The sequence below is a fragment of the Allobosea sp. NPDC055594 genome, assembly GCF_053618995.1.
The window spans coordinates 637,997-656,192 of record NZ_JBSHIO010000001.1; the positions used below are offsets into that span (position 1 = coordinate 637,997).

Consider the following 18,196-nt stretch of genomic DNA (forward strand, 5'->3'; position numbering starts at 1 on the left):
GGCGGCAGAACCGTACGGCAGCCTCCGGCGACCGCGCGAACCGCCCTGCCCGCCGCTCCCAAAGCGGCGCGGCGAAACGAGTTGCCTTTCCAGACACTGCAACCGGAGCGCGCCCGGGAGGTTCCGCCGCCCCGACGAAACCTCCGCTTCGGGCCGATACGAGGATCGATTTTGATTGGGGTCGCGGCTGGTGGCGGGAGGCGAAGGCCCGGAGACCAGCTCCCGCTCACCCATGATCTAGAGATTCCAGCGGACCGTCGCCCACCAGGAAAAGCCGGCAACGGAAATCATCCCGCCACCGACCAGAACGGCATCCAACACGTTAGCTACGCCTCTTAGGCAGGGATCGGCAGCCACTCGGGCAGTGGCATCTGGCCCCTTGGTAGAGAACGCCGGGACGGAGGTGCTTAATCTAGATCAAACGCGCCGGCGTTTCGCGCCGCCTGGTCCGCCGTCAGGCCGGACTGCCACGCTCTGCCAATGCCTCGTCGAGCACCCTGACGACATGAAGCGCCTCGCGGCCGGCGCCATCGTGAATCTGATGCCGGCAGCTCGTGCCGTCGGCGACGACGAGGTCGTCGGCTTTGGCCTTGCGCACCGCCGGCAACAGCGAAAGCTCGCCCATGGCGAAGGAGACGTCGATCGTCGCCGCGCCATAGCCAAAGGCCCCCGACATGCCGCAGCAGCTCGACTCGATCGGCCTGACCTCGAGCCCCGGCACCGCCCGCAGCGTCTTTTCGACCGCTCCCATCGCGTCGAAGGCCTTCTGGTGGCAATGGCCGTGCAGATGCGCGACGCGCCCGCCCTGGTCGCGCAGCGGCAGGCTGGTCTTGCCGGCAGCCATGTCGGCGGCGAGCAGTTCCTCGACCAGCAGCGCCGCCCTGGCCAACGGCTCGACCTCGGCCTTCGGCAGCAGCGCCGCGAACTCGTCGCGGAAGCTCATCAGGCAGGAGGGTTCGAGCCCGACGACCCGCGCCCCCTTGGCGACGAAGGGGCCGAGCGCATCGAGCGTGCGCCGCGCCTCGGCCCGGGCCTCATCGACCAGCCCGGCGGAAAGGAAGGTGCGCCCGCAGCAGAGCGGCCTCCCGCCATCCTTCGCCGCGACGCGGTGCAGGCGGTAGCCGCCGGCAGCGAGCACGCGCTCGGCCGCCTCAAGGTTCTCGCGCTCGAAATAGCGGTTGAAGGTGTCGCCGAAGAGCACAATGTCGCGGCCGTCGCCTTTGACCTCTGCCAACGTCGCTTCCTTGCCGCCCTGAGCCCAGGGCTTGCGCCAGACCGGCAAGGAGCGCCGCGCCGAAAAGCCGAGCCAACGTTCGCTGAGCTTCGCCAGGAGCGGGATGCGGTCGCGCAGGTTCATCAGCGGCGCGAGCTTCGCGGCGAGCGGCGCGTAGCGCGGCAGGAAAGCGATCAGCCGCTCCTTCAGCGGCAGCCCGTGCTTCGCATGATAGTGATGCAGGAACTCGACCTTCATCCGGGCCATGTCAACGCCGGTCGGGCAGTCGCGTTTGCAGCCCTTGCAGGAGACGCAGAGATCGAGCGTCTCCTTCATCTCCGGCGAGGTGAAGGCGCCCTCGCCGAGTTGGCCGGAAATGGCGAGCCTGAGCGTATTGGCCCGGCCACGGGTGAGATGCTGCTCCTCGCGCGTCGCGCGCCAGGACGGGCACATCGTGCCGCCGGCCATCTTCCGGCAGGTGCCGTTGTTGTTGCACATCTCGACGGCACCGCCGAGCCCGCCCCAGTCGGACCAGTCGAGCGCGGTCTCGATCGGCACCGGCGTGGCATAGCCCGGCGGAAAGCGCATCAGGCTGCGATCGTCCATATGGTAGGGGCGGACGATCTTGCCGGGGTTGAGCCGGTTCTCCGGGTCGAAGCCGTCCTTGACCGCCTCGAAGGCGCGGGTCAGCGGACCGCCGAACATCGGCTCGACGAAATCCGAGCGCGAGATCCCGTCGCCATGCTCGCCCGAGAACGAGCCCTTGAAACGGCGCACGAGATCGCAGGCCTCCTCGGCGATGCCGCGCATCGCCTTCACCCCGGCTTCCGTCTTCATGTTGAGGATCGGGCGGACATGCAGGCAGCCGACCGAAGCATGCGCGTACCAGGTGCCGCGCGTGCCATGCCGCTCGAACAGCGCGGTGACCGCATCGGTATAGTCAGCGAGGTGCTCGAGCGGGACGGCGCAGTCCTCGATGAAGGAGACCGGCTTCCCGTCGCCCTTCATCGACATCATGATGTTGAGGCAGGCCTCGCGCACCTCCCAGACCGGCTTTTGGCGGGCCGGCTCGACGACCTCGACCACCGCATCCGGGAAACCGTGATCGGCCATGCACTGGTCGAGGCGCTTCAGATCGCGCTTCAGCACTGCGAGGTCGTCGCCGGCGAACTCGACCAGCAGCAGGCAGTTCGGCTTGCCCTTGGTGATGTCGGCGAGCGTGCGCACGAAGAGCGGGATGTCGGCGCCGAGCACCAGCACATTATTGTCGACGAGCTCGACCGCGACCGGCCCGAGCGCGACGATGTGCTGCGTCGTCTCCATGGCGGAACGGAAATTCGGGAAATGGCAGACGCCCATGACGCGATGCCCCGGCAGCGTCGAGAGCTTCAGCGTCGCCTGCGTGGTGATGGCGAGCGTGCCTTCCGAGCCGACCAGAAGATGCGACAGATTCGGCCGCGGCACGATCAGCTCGTCGAGATTATAGCCGCCGACACGGCGCTGCACCTTGGGGAAGATCGCCTCGATCTCGGCGCGATGGCTGTCGGCCAGCGCCAGCATCCGCGTCATCAGCTCGCGCGTCCTGACCGAGGCATTGTCGCCCACCGGCGCTTCGCCGAGCGCGAAGGCTTCGCCGTCATGGAACTGCGCCCGCAGGCCGATGACGTTGTCGACCATCTTGCCATAGCGCAGCGAGCGCGCACCGGAGGAGTTGTTGCCCGCCATGCCGCCGATCGTGCAGCGGCTCGCCGTCGAGGGCTCGACCGGGAAGAAAAGCCCATCCTTCTTCACATGCGTGTTGAGCGCCTCAAGCACGATGCCGGGCGCGACCGAGACGGTGCGGCTCGCCGGATCATAGTCCCGGATCGCATTGAAGTGCCGGCTCATATCGAGGATCAGCGCATCGCCGATCGGCTGGCCGTTCTGCGAGGTGCCGCCGCCACGCGCGATCACCGGGACGCCGTGCTCGGCCGCGATCTGGAGCGCCGCGGCGATGTCGGCCTCGCTCTTCGGGAAGGCGACGCCCTGCGGGATGATCTGGTAGATCGAGGCGTCGGTGGCATAGCGCCCGCGGGTGAAGGCGTCGAAGCGCACCGCCCCTTCCAGCGCCTGCGCGAGGCGCCGCTCCAGCCCGAGATTGCGAGAGCCCTGCTTGGGCAGGGGGGCTGCGTGTGTCATCGTTCTGCTAGCCAATTCTAATGTGAGCCGTCATCCCGGCCGTAGCGAAGCTGAGCGCCGGTATCCATCGGAAATCTGGGCGCTCTGCGATGGATCCCGGAGCGGTGCGGCTTTGCGGCCTGTCCGGGATGACGGTGTTTCTTTCCAAAGGCGGCATGACTACTCGGCGGCTTCCGCCGCTTTTCCGGCGTGGCGGCCGCGCGCCGTGGCGATCAGGTCCGAAACCGGCCCCCAGAGCAGCAGGATCATGGCGAGGATGACGAGGGTCGTTACCAAGCCATTGGCGATGAAGACATGCAGGCTGCCACCGGAGCCGAGCAGCGCCTGACGGAAGGCATCCTCCGCCCGGTCGCCGAGCACCAGCGCCAGCACCAGAGGCGCCAGTGGATAGTCGAGCTTCTTGAAGACGTAGCCGACGATGCCGAAGATCAGCATCAACCAGATGTCGAAGATCGAGTTCGAGATCGTATAGGCCCCGATGGCGCAGACGATCAGGATCACCGGCGCGACGAAGGAGAAGGGCACGCGCATGATCGCCGCAAAGAGCGGCACGGTCGCGAGCACGATGATCAGACCGGCGAGATTGCCGAGATACATCGAGGCGATCAGCCCCCAGACGAAGTCCTTCTGCTCGACGAACAGCATCGGTCCGGGCTGCAGACCCCAGACCAGGAGGCCGCCGAGCAGCACGGCGGCCGTCGCCGAGCCGGGAATGCCGAGGGCCAGCATCGGCAGCAGCGCGCTGGTGCCGGCAGCGTGCGCCGCCGTCTCCGGCGCCAGCACGCCCTCGATCTCGCCCTTGCCGAAATTCTTGCCGCGCTTCGAGAAGCGCTTGGCGAGCCCGTAGCCCATAAAGGATGCGGCGATGGCGCCGCCCGGCGTCACGCCCATCCACATGCCGACCAACGAAGAGCGGATCAGCGTCGCCCAGTAGCGCGGCAGCCCGGCCCAGGTGCGCAGCACGACCATGAGGTCGATCCGCGCCTGCTTGCCCTTGAAGACCAGCCCTTCCTCGACGGTCAGCAGGATCTCGGAGACGCCGAACAAGCCGATGACGACGATCAGAAAGTCGAAACCGCGCATCAGCTCGGTCGAGCCGAAAGTCATGCGCAAATCGCCGGAGATCGAATCGAGACCGACGGCCGCGAGCAGGAAGCCGATGCAGAGCGAGGCCAGGATCTTCGCCCGGTTCTCGCGGCCCATGCCGATGAAGGAGCAGAAGGTCAAAAGGAAGACGGCGAAGAACTCGGCCGGCCCGAAGCGCAGCGCGAACTGGGCGACGAGCGGCGCGACGAAGGTGATCAGGATGACACCCGAGAGCGCCCCGATGAAGGAGGCGGTGAAGGCGGCGGTCAGCGCCTCCGCCGCCTTGCCTTGCACTGCCATCGGATAGCCGTCGAAGGTGGTCGCCACCGACCAGGCCTCGCCCGGAATGTTGAACAGGATCGAGGTGATCGCCCCGCCGAACAGTGCCCCCCAGTAGATCGAGGAGAGCAGGATGATCGCCGAGGTCGGGTCCATGCCGAAGGTCAGCGGCAGTAGGATCGCGACGCCGTTCGGGCCACCCAGCCCCGGCAGCACGCCAACGACGATGCCGAGGATGACCCCGATCGCCATGAAGCCGATATTCTGCCAGGACAGCGCGATCTGAAAGCCGGTGATCAGCGAGGAGAGGTCATCCATCGGCGAAACCTCAGTAGCCGAGCATGGCTTCGAGCGGGCCCTTGGGCAGGGGCACGCGGAACTGCAGCTCGAAGATCCAGAAACAGGCGAGCGGCACGAGCAGCGCTGTGAGCGCGATGCTCCACCAGCGCGACGTCGCGATCACACCCATGAAAATCAGGATGAAGACGGCCGAGGCCACGTAGAGCCCGAGCGGCTGGATCAGCGCGACGAAGACGATGAGCGGCCCCAGCACCCGCGCCACCTGTCCCAGCTGCGCGTAGGTGACGAAGATCTTGTTTTCCGAGCGGAACGACTGGAACAGGATGAACAGCGAAGCCGCAAGGAAGAGCCAGCCGACGCGAGCCGGGAAGAAGCCGTTCTGCGGACCGTTGTCCCAGCCGGCACCGCGGCCATAGGAATCCCAGAGCACGATCAGGCCGAGGCCGATCAGGATCGCGGCCGTGGCGATCTCGACCGGGCGCCGCGAGATGCCGCGCTCCGGAGCTTCGGTTTCAGCTGAACCCGACATCGATCATCTCCCGCGCGCTCATCCCGGACCAGCCGCGTAGCGGCGCCGATCCGGGATCCATCGCAGGGCGCTGCCCTACGACGGATTCCGAGCCTTCCACTTCGCTCCGCCCGAAATGACGGCCGGGCAGAGCTGACGAAGCGCTTCGGTGCCGAGTTGGCCTCACTTGGCCATGAAGCCGGCGTCGCCCATCAGCTTGGCGTGCTTCGCCTCGTCGGCCTTGAGGAACTGCACGAAGGCCTCGCCGTCGCGGTAGTCGGGAACCAGCGCGCTGCGCGCAAGGTACTCTTTCCATTCCGGCGTCTCGGAGACCTTCTTGAAGAGGCTCACATAATAGGCCTGCTGGTCCTTGGTGACCTTGCCCGGCATGAACATGCCACGCAGCATCTGGTAGGTGACGTTCAGGCCCTGGGAGGCGCAGGTCGGAATGTCCGCCCAGGATTTGCCTTCGGCGACGGGGGTCGAATAGGTCATCTTCTGGTCGGAGAAAACGCAGAGCGGGCGGGTCGCGCCGCCGCGCCAGTTCGCGACGTCCTCGGCCGGGTTGTTGGTGCTGGCGTCGATATGATTGCCGGAGAGCTGCGTCGAGGTCTGGCCGCCGCTGGTGTGGGGAATGAAGGCGAATTTGACACCGCCGGCCTTCTCCATGGCGAAGACGATCAGGTTGTCCTCACGCTTCGACGAGGTGCCCCCGACCTTGAGTGGCGGCGAGGCCGCCTTGGCCGCGGCCATGAAGTCGCCGGCATTCTGGTACGGCGCCTTGGCATTGACCCAGAGCACGAAGGAGTCCTGCGCCATCATCGCGACCGGCGTGTAGTCCTGCCAGTTCAGCGGCAGCTTGGTCGCCATCGGCGTCATGAAGATGCCACTCGAGGTGGTGATCAGCTTGTGGGCGTCACCGACCGATTTCTGGATGTCGAGCATGCCTTCGGCGCCGCCGGCGGCCGGCTTGTTGACGACGATGACCGGCTGCGAGGTCAGGTTGTGCTTCTGGATGATGCCCTGCATCGTCCGCGCCATCTGGTCGGACGCTCCGCCCGCCGAGAATGGCACCACGATCTCGATCGCCTTGGTCGGCTCCCAGGCGGCCGCGGGGCCGATGCCTGCTACCAAGATTGCGGTCGCGGCAAGCCAGTGCTGCTTCATGATCGCTCCCTCCCGATGACTGCGCTCTGACGGCGCTGTGGAGAAAACTTAGATCAAAAATTTTTGCATTCAATCCAAAATTTGCCGATCACAAAATTGGCGACGATTTCCTGCGACAATCGCGATTCCCGCAGACAGCAGCGCATGCATGGGGTGAAAACGCCGCTGCCGCGCCGACGATCCCGATCAGGACGAAGCCTGCGCCGCCTTCTGTTTGTTGCGCAGATGCAGGAACAGGATCTCGGACAACTCCGCGCCGGCGCGTCGGCGCAGCGCATCGAGAATGACCTCGTGCTCGCGCATCGCCTCGCCCCAGCGGTCGCGATCCTTGGCGAGATTGGCGGAATAGCGCACCCGCCGGATCCGCCCGGCCAGGCCGGCATAGGTCGCGGCCAGCATGGCATTGCCGGCGGCCGCGACGATCATCTGGTGGATCGCCTGATTGCAGTGGAAATAGCCATGCATCTCGCGACGCAGATAGAACCGATACATTTCATGATGCATGCGCTCGATTTCGGCGATTTCGGCCTCCGAAATCCGCTCACAGGCCAGGCGCCCGGCCAGTGCCTCGAGCCCACCCATGACATCGAAGAGCTCGCGGACATCCTCGGGGCTAAGCTGGCGAATGCGCGCACCGCGATTGGGCAAGAGCTCGATCAGCCCCTCGGCCGCCAGCACCTTCAGCGCCTCGCGCAGCGGCGTGCGCGAAATGTTGAAACGCTCGCACAGCGCCCGCTCCGGCACGCGCGCACCATCGGCCAGGCTGCCCTCCACGATGAAGTCCCGCAGCGCGACCAGAAGCCCTTCATGCAGGGAGGCAGCAGGTTTCGTCGCCTCGTCCACCGGGGCGGTTTCGTCGCAAGGATCAAGCAATGGCACGCTCATGCGTCACCGCTAAGTCGGCCCGCACCCGCTGTCGAGCCCCATCACGCAATTATCGCATGCCATATCGAGATTGATCTTCAAAAAAATGAATGCAAAATGACCCGGAATGGCGTGACAGCGCCTGACCCTCTGGGAGGACAAGAAGATCATGCAAGGGCGTCATTTCCTGCACATTCCCGGCCCGAGCCCGATTCCGGACCGGATCCTGCGCGCCATCGCCATGCCGATCATCGACCATCGCAGCGCCGAATTCGCCGCGCTCGGCAAGCATGTGCTCGAAGGCAGCAAGGCGGTGTTCAAGACCAGCCAGCCGGTGGTGATCTACCCCTCCTCCGGCACCGGCGCTTGGGAAGCGGCGATCGTCAACACGCTCTCGCCCGGCGACACCGTGCTGATGGCGGAGACCGGCCATTTCGCGACCTTGTGGAAGAACATCGCGACGCGCTTCGGCATCCAGGTCGAGTTCATCCCCGGCGATTGGCGCCGCGGTGCAGACCCTGCCGCGATCGAGGCGCGGCTGGCCGAGGACAAGGCCCGCAAGATCAAGGCCGTGATGGTCGTCCATAACGAGACCTCGACCGGCGCGACCAGCCGCGTCGCCGAGATTCGCAAGGCGATCGACGCCGCCGGCCACCCCGCCCTGTTCATGGTCGACACGATCTCCTCGCTCGCCTCGGTCGACTACCGGCATGACGAATGGCAGGTCGACGTCACCGTTTCCGGCTCGCAGAAGGGGCTGATGCTGCCGCCCGGCCTCGGCTTCAATGCCGTCTCGGAGAAGGCACTCGCGGCGTCGAAGACCAACACGATGCCGCGCTCCTTCTGGGATTGGCAGGAGATGATCAAGATCAACGCCGGCGGCTTCTTCCCCTATACGCCAGCCACGAACCTCCTCTACGGGCTGAAGGAGGCGCTCGCCATGCTGCAGGAGGAAGGGCTGGACAATGTCTTCGCCCGGCACGAGCGCCTGGCCGGCGCCTGCCGCGCCGCGGTCGAGGCCTGGGGCCTCGAAGTGCTCTGCGAGAATCCGGCCGAGCACTCGCCCGTGCTCACGGCCGTGCTGATGCCGCCGAGCCATGATGCCGACCGCTTCCGCAAGATCGCGCTGGAAAAATACAACATCTCGCTGGGCTCCGGCCTCGGCAAGGTCGCCGGCAAGGTCTTCCGCATCGGCCATCTCGGCGAGTGCAACGAGCTTGCCCTGCTCGGCGCGCTCTCCGGCGTCGAGATGGGCTTTTCGGCAGCAGGGGTGCCCTACCGCGCCGGCGGCGTCGCGGCGGCGATCGCCAACCTCGAAGGCCACGAGCCGGGCAAGAACGCATCGGTTGCGGCGGTAGCCTGAGCCCACTGGCGGCGGCGGCCTCGCATAGCTTGGCCGCCCCCAGAAGCCAGCTCCAAGCAGGATACACGGCAGCGCACGACAGCGGCTCCCCAGAGTTCGCTTTCGCATCGCGAATGGGCACAAGCCCGATCAGCGACACTGTCGCCACGATCGCTCACCAGTCGCTTGCCGCGACGGCCACCAGCTGCGCCTTGATCGCCTCGGCGCCGATTCCACAGGCGGCGGCCGCACCGGAAGACAGAGCCGGCGTGCGTCGAGCCGCTCCGCCTTCGAGCTTGCCGATCTTGCAGCCGAGCGCCAGCAGTGCCTGCCAGGTTGTGGCCTCACAAGCTCTAAGCCAGAGTCTGGTTGAGGCGAGCAGGACGGTGGCGAGGAAGTATCGGGCGAGTTTGTCGAAGCGGATTGCGACTCGGTTGAGGTGCTTGAGCTTGCAGAAGAAGCGCTCGATCTCGTTGCGCTGGCGGTAGATGGCCGGATCAACCGATCGTTGGACCTTGCGATCTCCCTGAGTTGGGATGCGCGCCTGCCCACCGCGCGACCGGATCAGGTCGATGACGGCCCGGGCGTCATAGGCGCGATCGGCGACGAGGAGGGTGGCTGGTGGCAAGCCGCCTGTCAGAGCACCGACCACCGCCCTGTTCGAGGGTAGACCGTGGTCGGTGGCGCGTAGCGGCTCGGCAGGTCACGCCAGGGCGAGCCGGGTCCGAAGCGCATAGAAAATGCCGGTGATCACCCGCCAATCGTCGGCACGCGCAACTCCGCGCGGCTTGTTCGGCAACAGCGGCCCGACCAGCCGCCACTCAGCCTCGCTCAGATCATAGCGCCCCATCCAAGGCCTCTATGAAGCTGGCCGCCAGCGCCGCAACCTTTATGGGCTCAGAACCCGAGCCACAGCGCGGTTCATCGGATACTCCCGACAAAGAAAAGCTGCGCAAAGAAAGCTGAGGAAGTTGCGATCTGTCAGCGAATGATATTCGGTAGCCCGACTCTCGAACCAGGAACCACTGCAATGACTGAACCGGCCTGCCCGGTCTGCCACTCCACCAAGTTTGGCGATTACCGCGGGCGTAGACTTGTTCGGTGCGCGGGCTGTGGCTCGAAAGAGAGAACACGCTTCATGTATTGTGTCTTGAGAGACTTGGCGCCGCCTCCGAACGGCCTCCCGGTCGTTCATTGCGCGCCTGAACACGCCATTACGGCTCTGCTGACGCAAAAATATGGCGACGACTACCAGCCAGCGGACTACGATCCGTCATTCTACCCGTGGGTCGAGAGACCAGTTAGACAAATCGACCTGACGCGCCCGCTTGATTATTTTGAGAAGGAATCAGTTCAGGGTTTCGTTCATTCACATGTTCTCGAACATATACCGTCCGATCTGCACAGAACGATCAAGGACATGAATGCAGCGATCGCTCCCGGCGGATTCCATACCTTCTGCGTCCCGTTTTTTTCCAATTACTATCGCGAGGACATGGATCTTTCGATGCCCCATCTCGAGCGGGAGCGTCTTTTTGGTCAGCACGATCACGTCAGATCCTTCGGCACCCTCGATGCCGAGCGGCGGCTACTCTCATTATTTGACGGGTTCGACCACGTGGATATGGCCGAAACCTATACTCCGGACAAGCTAGCGGCGCACGCAATTCCGCCGAACGCCGCAACATCGATGACAGCGGACACCATCTTTCACTTCGTGAAAAGACATTAGCACCGCCTTGGCAGCCCCTTAGGGCTAGGTCCGGCCACTCGAGCACGGCGATGTCGCTGCCGGAACCGCCCGCCTCCTCGACGGCACTCACGATCAAGGAGGCGGAGACTGCGGCCGCCCCTTCCGGCAACACAGGCTGGTTGCCGCTCAACGATCGCCTTCTGGCTGCACCGCAGTTTGCCAATCGTCGGCACATTTCCGGTCGCCCATGATCAGCGGAAGTTGCACCCGCGCCGGCAGTTCGCTCAAACCGACAAGTGGCCGTCATCGGACATCCACCCAGCCTTCGAGCGGATCACGAACAACCGAGACATGTGGAAGGGCCAGTGCGAGCGCCAGGCCGACACAGCTCCGGGAACAGCGCATGCAGCTGTTAGCCGACGACGGCCAGATGCAGAAGCTTCAAGCCAAGCTCGCTCAGACGGCAGGCCTACTCAGCCGGGCTAAGGACGGATCGTGCGAACGGCCGGCGACACGCACTCGCCGGCCGTGAAGCTGGTCGAGGAGATCGCCGCCTTGATCGAACAACCCACGCTCAATTCGCGCCCGCCCGTGCGCGAGGCCGCCCGCTCTGCCGTAGCCAGGGGAGAGAAGCTGCTGCAATGCAGACAGCGGCAAAAAAAGTTGACAGCGAGGCGACCGCATCGAGCGGATGCTCGACGCGCTGCGCCGGCGGGCCAGCGACCAGCAGATCATCTTCTTCTCCTGCCGCCAGCGCGCCTTCTCGCAGCGCGGCGGCAGATGCTGCGGATGACACCCTCGAGCCAGACGGCTGACGCCTCACGCATCTGCAAACTTGGAACTCATATAAACTACTGATTTATTTTACTTTTTGCCTCACGCCCGGTATCATGACGCGATCTCCCGAGGTCGCGATGCCATCTGGTCCTGTTCCCGCACATTCGTCAGGCGAAATGCTGAAGCTGTTCTCGGGCAGCCTCTCGCTCTCTGCCGGAACGTTCTTCATCGCCGAAGGGGAAAGCGTCACCGGTCCGATGCGGCCCGGACTCAAGGTCGGCGTGATGCTGGACGGGCGCCAGACGCTGGAGCTCGACGACCGGCCGCCGGTGATGATCGAAGGCCCGGCACTGCTCGTGGCCGCCAATGGCGGCGAGCATATCCAGCAACGCACCGGCTTAGCGGGCGGAGCGGTGCGCTGCGCGCTGATGCAATTCGAGCTCGACTTCGTGGCACAGGAATTCGGCGCCGAACTCTCCCGGCTGCTGCTGGTCTCGGGACCCGACGATGCCGGGCTCTGGGTCCGCCCGGCGAACGCCGAACTGCGTTCTCTGGCCCTCCAGATGGCCGAATGTCGCGTCGCCGATTCGCTGCGCAGCTTCTATCTCGCCGGCAAGGCGCTCGAGCTTGGAGCACTCGCCCTCAACGAGATCATCGGCGAGCGGCCTGTGCGGCCGGCGAAGCTCGATGCGCGCACCCGCGACCAGATCCAGGCCGTGCGCGAGATCCTGGAGGAGTCGGTGCAGGATCCACCGAGCCTTTCGGAGCTGGCGCGCCGCACCGGCCTCAATCCGAGCAAGCTGACCTCGGCCTTCCGCGCCCAGTTCGGCACCAGCGTCTTCGGCTATCTCCAAGAATATCGGCTGCAACAGGCCCACGCCATGATCGCCAGCGGCGAGGCCAGCGTCGCCGTCGCCGCCTTCCGCGTCGGCTACAGTCCGGCGCATTTCTCGAGCGCCTTCCGCAAGCGTTTCGGCATTCCGCCGAGTGCGTTGCGTTGATCGCCGCTGGTCCAGCGCAGGCTATTCTCTCGTTGAAGCGGTTCGAAACTGCAGCGAAAGAATTACTGCCGCGATCGAAAGCCGACTTCGTTGCCCCCGAGGCGCCGTTCCTGAAACAACCCGCCTGGGTAATCCACCGCGAGGTGGTGGGGCAAAGGTCGGGTTCATGAACTTCATCATCGGCAATCGCGCTGTGGCCAAGGCCTCGGTCGCGCTCGCGGCAATTATCGTCGGCTGGTCGGGCTCGAGCCACGCTCAGAGCGAGCCCGCGATCGGCCTCGAGACGATCGAGGTGCAGGGCGAGCGGGCGAACGGGCCGGTCGACGGCTATGTCGCGCGGCGCAGCGCGACCGCGACCAAGACCGACACGCCGCTGATCGAGACGCCGCAATCGGTCAGCGTCGTACCGCGCGCGCAGATGGACGACCAGGGCGTGCAAAGCGTCAGCCAGGCGCTGCGCTACAGCGCAAGCGTTCTGGGTGAAACCCGACTCTCCTCAGGACGTTACGACAGCGTCTTCATCCGCGGATTCGGCGGCAGCGGCGGCAGTGCCGGCTTCATCAACAATCTCGACGGGCTGCGCCTGCAGCGCGGCGTCAACTTCCTCGTGCCGATCGCCGAGCCCTGGGGGCTGGAGCGCGTCGAGGTGCTGCGCGGGCCGTCCTCGATCACCTTCGGCCAGGTCAAGCCGGGCGGCCTGATCAACATGGTCAGCAAGCGCCCGCAGGAGCAGGCGCATGGCGAGGTCCAGCTGGTGCTCGGCAGCTATGATCGCCGCCAGCTCGCCTTCGACATCGGCGGGCCGGTGACGCCGGACAAGACGATCCTCTATCGCCTCGTCGGGCTCGGACGCGCCGCCGACACGCAGGTCGACTTCACAAAGGAGGAGCGGCTCTACATCGCGCCATCGCTGACCTTCCAGCCGAATGCGGCGACGAGCCTGACGCTGCTGACCTCGTTCCAGCGCGACCCCGAGACCGGCTTCTACGGCTTCATTCCGTCCGTCGGCACCGCGTTGCCGAACCGGAACGGCCGCATCCGCAGCAATCTCTTCCCGGGCGAGCCGAATTATGAGGGCTACAGCCGCAACGCGCTCAACCTCGGCTACGCCTTCGAGCATCGCTTCAACGACGTCTTCACCTTCCGCCAGAACCTGCGCTACAGCGACCTCGAATCGCGCAACCGGACGGTCGCGGTCGCTTCGCTCGCAGCCAACCAGCGCACGCTCAACCGGCGCGTCACCGCGTCGAACGAAAAGACCCAGACCTTCGGGGTCGACAACCAGCTCCAGGCCGATTTCCGCACCGGGCCGCTGACGCACAAGCTCCTGTTCGGCGTCGACGGCTACTGGGCCGACGGCACGGCCTTCACTGGCGCCGGCGGCACGGTGCAGCCGCTTGATGCCTTCTTCCCGGTCTATGGCCGCCGGCCCTTTGCGGTCCCCGCCACCCCCGGCACGACGCAGCTCTCCGAGCAGTACGGCGTCTATCTGCAGGACCAGATCAACCTCGACCGGCTCTCGCTGCTGGTCGGCGGCCGCTTCGACCGCGCCATGGCCCGGACGCGTGCCATGACCAACGGCGCCCTGACCAAGCAGGACGACACCGCCAATACCGGGCGCGTCGCGCTGATGTACAATTTCGACAACGGCTTTGCGCCTTATGCGAGCTATTCGACCTCGTTCGAGCCCGTGGCTGGAACGAGCTTCGGCGGCAGCCCGTTCAAGCCGACAGAAGGCGAGCAGTTCGAAGTCGGCCTGAAATACGAGCCGCCCGGCTACAACGCCTTCTTCCAGGCGGCGCTCTACGACCTGACGCAGACCAATGTGCCGACCGCCGATCTGAACAATGTCGGCTTCCAGATCCAGACCGGCGAAATCCGGGCCCGCGGCTTCGAGTTCGAGGCGCGCGCCACGGTTCTGGAGAATCTCGATCTCGTCGCCGCCTATGCATATACCGACGCCGAGGTGACCAAGAGCAACGGTGCCGATCTCGGCAAGCGGCCGCCCGTCGTGCCGCGCCACATGGCCTCGCTCTGGGCGCACTACACTTTCAAGACCGGCCTGTTCTCCGGTCTCGGGCTCGGCGCCGGCGTGCGCTATGTCGGCAAGGGTGCGGGCGACCCCGGCAACACCTTCTTCACCGACGACTACGCCTTAGTCGATGCGGCGATCAGCTATGATCTCAGCGCCGCCAATGCCGCGATGAAGGGCTGGAAGGTTCAGGTCAACGCCCAGAACCTGTTCGACAAGGAGTATGTCGCCGGCTGCTACGGCGCCGTGCAGTGCTCCTTCGGACTGCGCCGGACGGTGCTGGCGACGCTGTCCTATCGCTGGTGAGGACGGACGGCGTGCGCACGACATCCGCCAGCAACAGGCCGGGCGAGTTCTCGCCCGGCGTCGCGGTCGCGCTGCCGCATGCACGCCAGTTCGATATCCGCTCGGCGCAGGGCCAGCCCTATCGCCTGCTGGTCGCGGTGCCTCCCGAGGTGCCTCCCGCCGCAGGCTTTCCGGTCCTGGTGCTGGTCGATGGCGACGCGCTGTTCGCGACGGCGCTGACCGCCGCCCGCCTGCAGGGGGGCCGGCCCGAGGTGAGCGGCGTTTGCCCGGCGGTGATCGTCGGGATCGGCTATCCCGGCGCAGCCCCGTTCGATGCCGAGCGGCGGCGGCAGGACCTGCTGCCGGACGGTGGCGGTGCCGACCGGTTCCTCGACCTGATCGAGACGCAGTTGCTCCCGATGGTGGCAGATCTCGCGCCGATCGACCGGGCACGACTCGCGCTCGCCGGCCATTCCTTCGGCGGGCTTTTCACCCTGCACGCCCTGTTCAACAGACCGGGGCTGTTCCGCAGCCTCGTCGCGGGCAGCCCTTCGATCTGGTGGAACGAGCGCGGCATCCTCGCCACGCGGGCGCAGTTCCTGCGCAGCCCGGCGCCGATCATGCAGCCAAGGCTGCTGATCACCGTCGGTGGCGAAGAACAGAAGACCGATCCGCTTCGCTTCCCCGAACGCGCCACCCGCCTCGAGAAGGCCCGCATGGTCGACAATGCCGCCGAGATGGCAAGCAGCCTCGCCGCCTCCGGTCACCTCGACTGCGAGCATGTCGTCTTCGCCGGCGAGAACCATGTTTCCGTCATTCCCGCCATGCTCTCGCGCGCCGTGGCTTTCACGCTCGCCGAGGCACCCGTTCAGGGGGGTAGCGCCCGATGATCGTCCGGCTGAAGCGGATCGCGACGAAGCTGATCCCAATTCTTCTTGCCCTTGGAATGCTCGCCGCCCCGGCGGCGGCCGAGCCGGTCACCGTCACCGACCTCGCCGGACGTATGGTGACGCTGCCAGGGCCGGCGAAGCGAATCGTGCTGGCCCAGGGGCGCCAGCTCAACGGGCTCGGCCTCCTGCATCCCGACCCGATCAGCCTGCTCGCCGGCTGGGGCAGCGACCATAAGCGCCAGAACCCCGACGCCTATGCCCGCTACGCCGCGAAATTCCCGGCGATCGAGACCGTGCCGACGGTCGGCGATGGCGGTACGCAGGACGGCTTCTCATTCGAGAAAGCCGTCTCGCTGGCGCCGGACCTCGTGATCCTCAGCCAATCGCTCGCCGGAACGCGGCGCGGCCCGGGCGATCTCGTCGCGCGTTTCGAGGCGGCCGGCATCACGGTCGCCGTGGTCGACTTCTACCTGCAGCCGCTGCGCGACACGGTGCCGAGCCTGCGCGTGCTCGGCAAGCTGATCGGCCGCGAGGAGCAGGCCGAGGCCTATATCCGCTTCTACGAGGCGCGGCGCGCCGTGCTCGCCAGCCGCGTACGCGACGCCGAACGGCCGAGCGTCTTCATGCATGCGCATGCCGGCGGCTTCGACTGCTGCCAGTCGCCCGGCAAAGGCACTTTCGACGAGTTCATCACGCTGGCCGGCGGCCGCAACATCGCAGCTTCCATCCTGCCCGGCGCGACCGGCCAGATCAGCCTCGAGCAATTGCTGGCCGCCGACCCTGCGATCTATGTCGCGACGGGCGGCGTGCATCTCGCCCGGCGCGGCGGCCTCGTGCTCGGACTCGGCATTTCGCCGGAGGAAGGCGCGCGCAGCTTCGCCACCCTGCTCGCCAGCCCGGGCATCAGCGCGCTCAGTGCCGTGCGCAACGGCCGGGCCTATGGGCTTTGGCAGCTCTTCAACGACACCCCGCTGCACATCGTGGCGATCGAGGCGCTGGCGAAGTGGATCCATCCCGAGCGCTTCGCCGATCTCGACCCGCAGGCGACGCTGAACGAGATCTCGACGCGGTTCTCGGCGATCCCGCTCGAAGGCACGCTCTGGATCGACGGGACAGCCAAAGGCCAGCGCTGAAAAGCCAGCGGCGCACGAGCAGAAAGGCTTTCCGATCATGACGATCCTTTGCGCCGAGGCGCGTTTCAGCCTCGCCGACCCGGCCGCGCTGCTGCGCGCGCTCTGCGAGCATCTCGTCGAGCACCATGCGACGGTGAGCGAGCGGGAGGGCGCGACACTGATCGTTCTCGACGGCAGTAAGGCTGTGCTGCGCCTGGCGAAGCAGGAACTCCTGGCGCGCGTCGAGGCACCGAACCTCGCCGGACTGCAGGCAATGAAGCTCGCGATCGCGAGCCATGTCGTCGAGCTCGCGCCTGCCGGCAGCGCGCCCGCCATCGGTTGGCAAGGTGATGGCAGCGGTCCCTCGCTCCTGCCCGATTTCAGGGTGTTGACCGTCACCGACACCGAAACGCTGACCCCGCATATGCGCCGCATCCGCTTCCACGGCGAGGATCTGGCGCGCTTCGACACGCTGGAAGCGCTGCATGTGCGCCTGTTCATCCCGCCGGCGGGCCTTGCCGAGCCGGTCTGGCCGATGCTGAGCGAGGACGGGTTGATCAACCAGCCGCCGCCCGAACAGCGCCCGGCCGTCCGCAAATACACGATCCGCGAGATCGACGTCGCCGCGGGTACGCTCGCCATAGACTTCGTTCTGCACGGCGATACGGGTCCCGGCTCGGCCTTTGCCGAGCGCGCCCGGGCCGGCGACCGGATCGGCATGGCCGGCCCCGGCGGGCGCGGACTGCGCGATGCCGAGCGCTACCTCTTCCTCGCCGACGAGACCGGCCTGCCGGCCGTTGCTCGCATGCTGGCGAACCTGCCCGGCGCTGCGCGAGGGCTCGCTATGATCGAAGTCGCGGACGCGCAGGAGGAGCAGGTGCTGCAGGCCCCGGCCGGCGTCACGGTGCGCTGGCTGCATCGCGACCAGGCTGAGAGCGATGCCGCTCCACAGTTGCTGGCGGCATTCGAGGCGCTCGACTGGGACCAGGACGGTCCCAGCCTCTATGTCTGGGCCGCGATGGAACACGAGGCGTTCCGGCAGCTGCGTAGCGCGACGCGCCAGCGTTTGCGCCCGGGCCTCGACCAGCACCTGATCGTCAGCTACTGGCGCAACGGCCTCTCCGAGGAGCAGCACGCCCTCGAGAAAAAAGCCGCCGCCCGCGCCGGCTGAAGGGCCGCGCCGGCGGAAGACTTGCGACACCAGTCACTCGTGCCTTCGATAGCGGCGAGAGCAGGACCACGGTCGGACAAGCGAGGCATTGCACCGAATTCGGCTCCCGATCAGGTGATAGCGGGCCGTGGGCAGATCGCACGGGCTGTGCGGCAGCTATCGGCGCAGCATCCCGGACTCGTCCCGTGAGCGCGACTGCGCGTCCGGCTCAACGCTTATCGAATGGGGTCTTGCCGGATCGAGCCGGTATTGCGGGGCGAGCGCCAAGGCGACTGCCGCGCCGACAGGGTCCGCGAAA

12 protein-coding genes and 1 pseudogene are annotated in these 18,196 nt (G+C 66.3%); 7 read left to right on the forward strand and 6 right to left on the reverse strand.

Annotated elements, in window-relative coordinates; genetic code table 11:
- Positions 1-454 precede the first annotated feature (454 nt).
- The 5 genes from ACWGRX_RS02980 to ACWGRX_RS03000 all read right to left on the reverse strand — a co-directional run bounded on the left by ACWGRX_RS02980 (position 455) and on the right by ACWGRX_RS03000 (position 7,616).
- The gene (locus ACWGRX_RS02980; RefSeq protein WP_452116354.1) at positions 455-3,391 is read right to left on the reverse strand and encodes an FAD-binding and (Fe-S)-binding domain-containing protein; all 2,937 of its coding nucleotides are present in this window, start codon (positions 3,389-3,391) and stop codon (positions 455-457) included.
- 159 nt (positions 3,392-3,550) lie between these two features.
- Positions 3,551-5,074: a tripartite tricarboxylate transporter permease gene (locus ACWGRX_RS02985; protein ID WP_452116355.1), complete on the reverse strand. Its 1,524-nt coding sequence runs from the start codon at positions 5,072-5,074 to the stop codon at positions 3,551-3,553.
- A 10-nt stretch (positions 5,075-5,084) separates the two neighbouring features.
- The gene (locus tag ACWGRX_RS02990) at positions 5,085-5,585 is read right to left on the reverse strand and encodes a tripartite tricarboxylate transporter TctB family protein (protein ID WP_452116356.1); all 501 of its coding nucleotides are present in this window, start codon (positions 5,583-5,585) and stop codon (positions 5,085-5,087) included.
- A 162-nt stretch (positions 5,586-5,747) separates the two neighbouring features.
- Positions 5,748-6,731 (reverse strand): Bug family tripartite tricarboxylate transporter substrate binding protein, encoded by a 984-nt coding sequence (locus tag ACWGRX_RS02995; protein WP_452116357.1) that lies wholly within the window; start codon positions 6,729-6,731, stop codon positions 5,748-5,750.
- Positions 6,732-6,917: 186 nt separating this feature from the next.
- Positions 6,918-7,616: a GntR family transcriptional regulator gene (locus tag ACWGRX_RS03000; protein ID WP_452116358.1), complete on the reverse strand. Its 699-nt coding sequence runs from the start codon at positions 7,614-7,616 to the stop codon at positions 6,918-6,920.
- 148 nt (positions 7,617-7,764) lie between these two features.
- On the opposite strand from ACWGRX_RS03000, the gene ACWGRX_RS03005 reads away from it, so the two are divergent.
- Complete coding sequence (locus ACWGRX_RS03005) at positions 7,765-8,958, forward strand: pyridoxal-phosphate-dependent aminotransferase family protein (protein ID WP_452116359.1); 1,194 nt, start codon at positions 7,765-7,767, stop codon at positions 8,956-8,958.
- A 316-nt stretch (positions 8,959-9,274) separates the two neighbouring features.
- Here ACWGRX_RS03005 and ACWGRX_RS03010 read toward each other — a convergent pair.
- Positions 9,275-9,787, reverse strand: a pseudogene (locus ACWGRX_RS03010) (transposase); the annotation flags it as partial.
- 180 nt (positions 9,788-9,967) lie between these two features.
- Here ACWGRX_RS03010 and ACWGRX_RS03015 point away from each other — a divergent pair.
- From ACWGRX_RS03015 to ACWGRX_RS03040, 6 genes are all read left to right on the forward strand, one after another.
- Positions 9,968-10,669 (forward strand): class I SAM-dependent methyltransferase, encoded by a 702-nt coding sequence (locus ACWGRX_RS03015; RefSeq protein WP_452116360.1) that lies wholly within the window; start codon positions 9,968-9,970, stop codon positions 10,667-10,669.
- A gap of 914 nt (positions 10,670-11,583) precedes the next feature.
- Entirely contained in the window at positions 11,584-12,408 is an 825-nt protein-coding gene (locus tag ACWGRX_RS03020) for a helix-turn-helix transcriptional regulator (RefSeq protein ID WP_452116361.1), read from the forward strand.
- A gap of 166 nt (positions 12,409-12,574) precedes the next feature.
- Positions 12,575-14,746: a TonB-dependent siderophore receptor gene (locus tag ACWGRX_RS03025; RefSeq protein ID WP_452116362.1), complete on the forward strand. Its 2,172-nt coding sequence runs from the start codon at positions 12,575-12,577 to the stop codon at positions 14,744-14,746.
- A gap of 11 nt (positions 14,747-14,757) precedes the next feature.
- Positions 14,758-15,615 carry an alpha/beta hydrolase gene (locus ACWGRX_RS03030; RefSeq protein ID WP_452116363.1) on the forward strand — a complete coding sequence of 286 codons (858 nt, stop codon included), beginning with the start codon at positions 14,758-14,760 and terminating at the stop codon, positions 15,613-15,615.
- Positions 15,612-16,748, forward strand: a complete 1,137-nt coding sequence (locus ACWGRX_RS03035) for an ABC transporter substrate-binding protein (protein ID WP_452116364.1) — start codon at positions 15,612-15,614, stop codon at positions 16,746-16,748. Before ACWGRX_RS03030 ends, ACWGRX_RS03035 begins: the two co-directional genes overlap by 4 nt.
- A gap of 37 nt (positions 16,749-16,785) precedes the next feature.
- Positions 16,786-17,898: a DUF2218 domain-containing protein gene (locus ACWGRX_RS03040; RefSeq protein WP_452116365.1), complete on the forward strand. Its 1,113-nt coding sequence runs from the start codon at positions 16,786-16,788 to the stop codon at positions 17,896-17,898.
- Positions 17,899-18,196 lie beyond the last annotated feature (298 nt).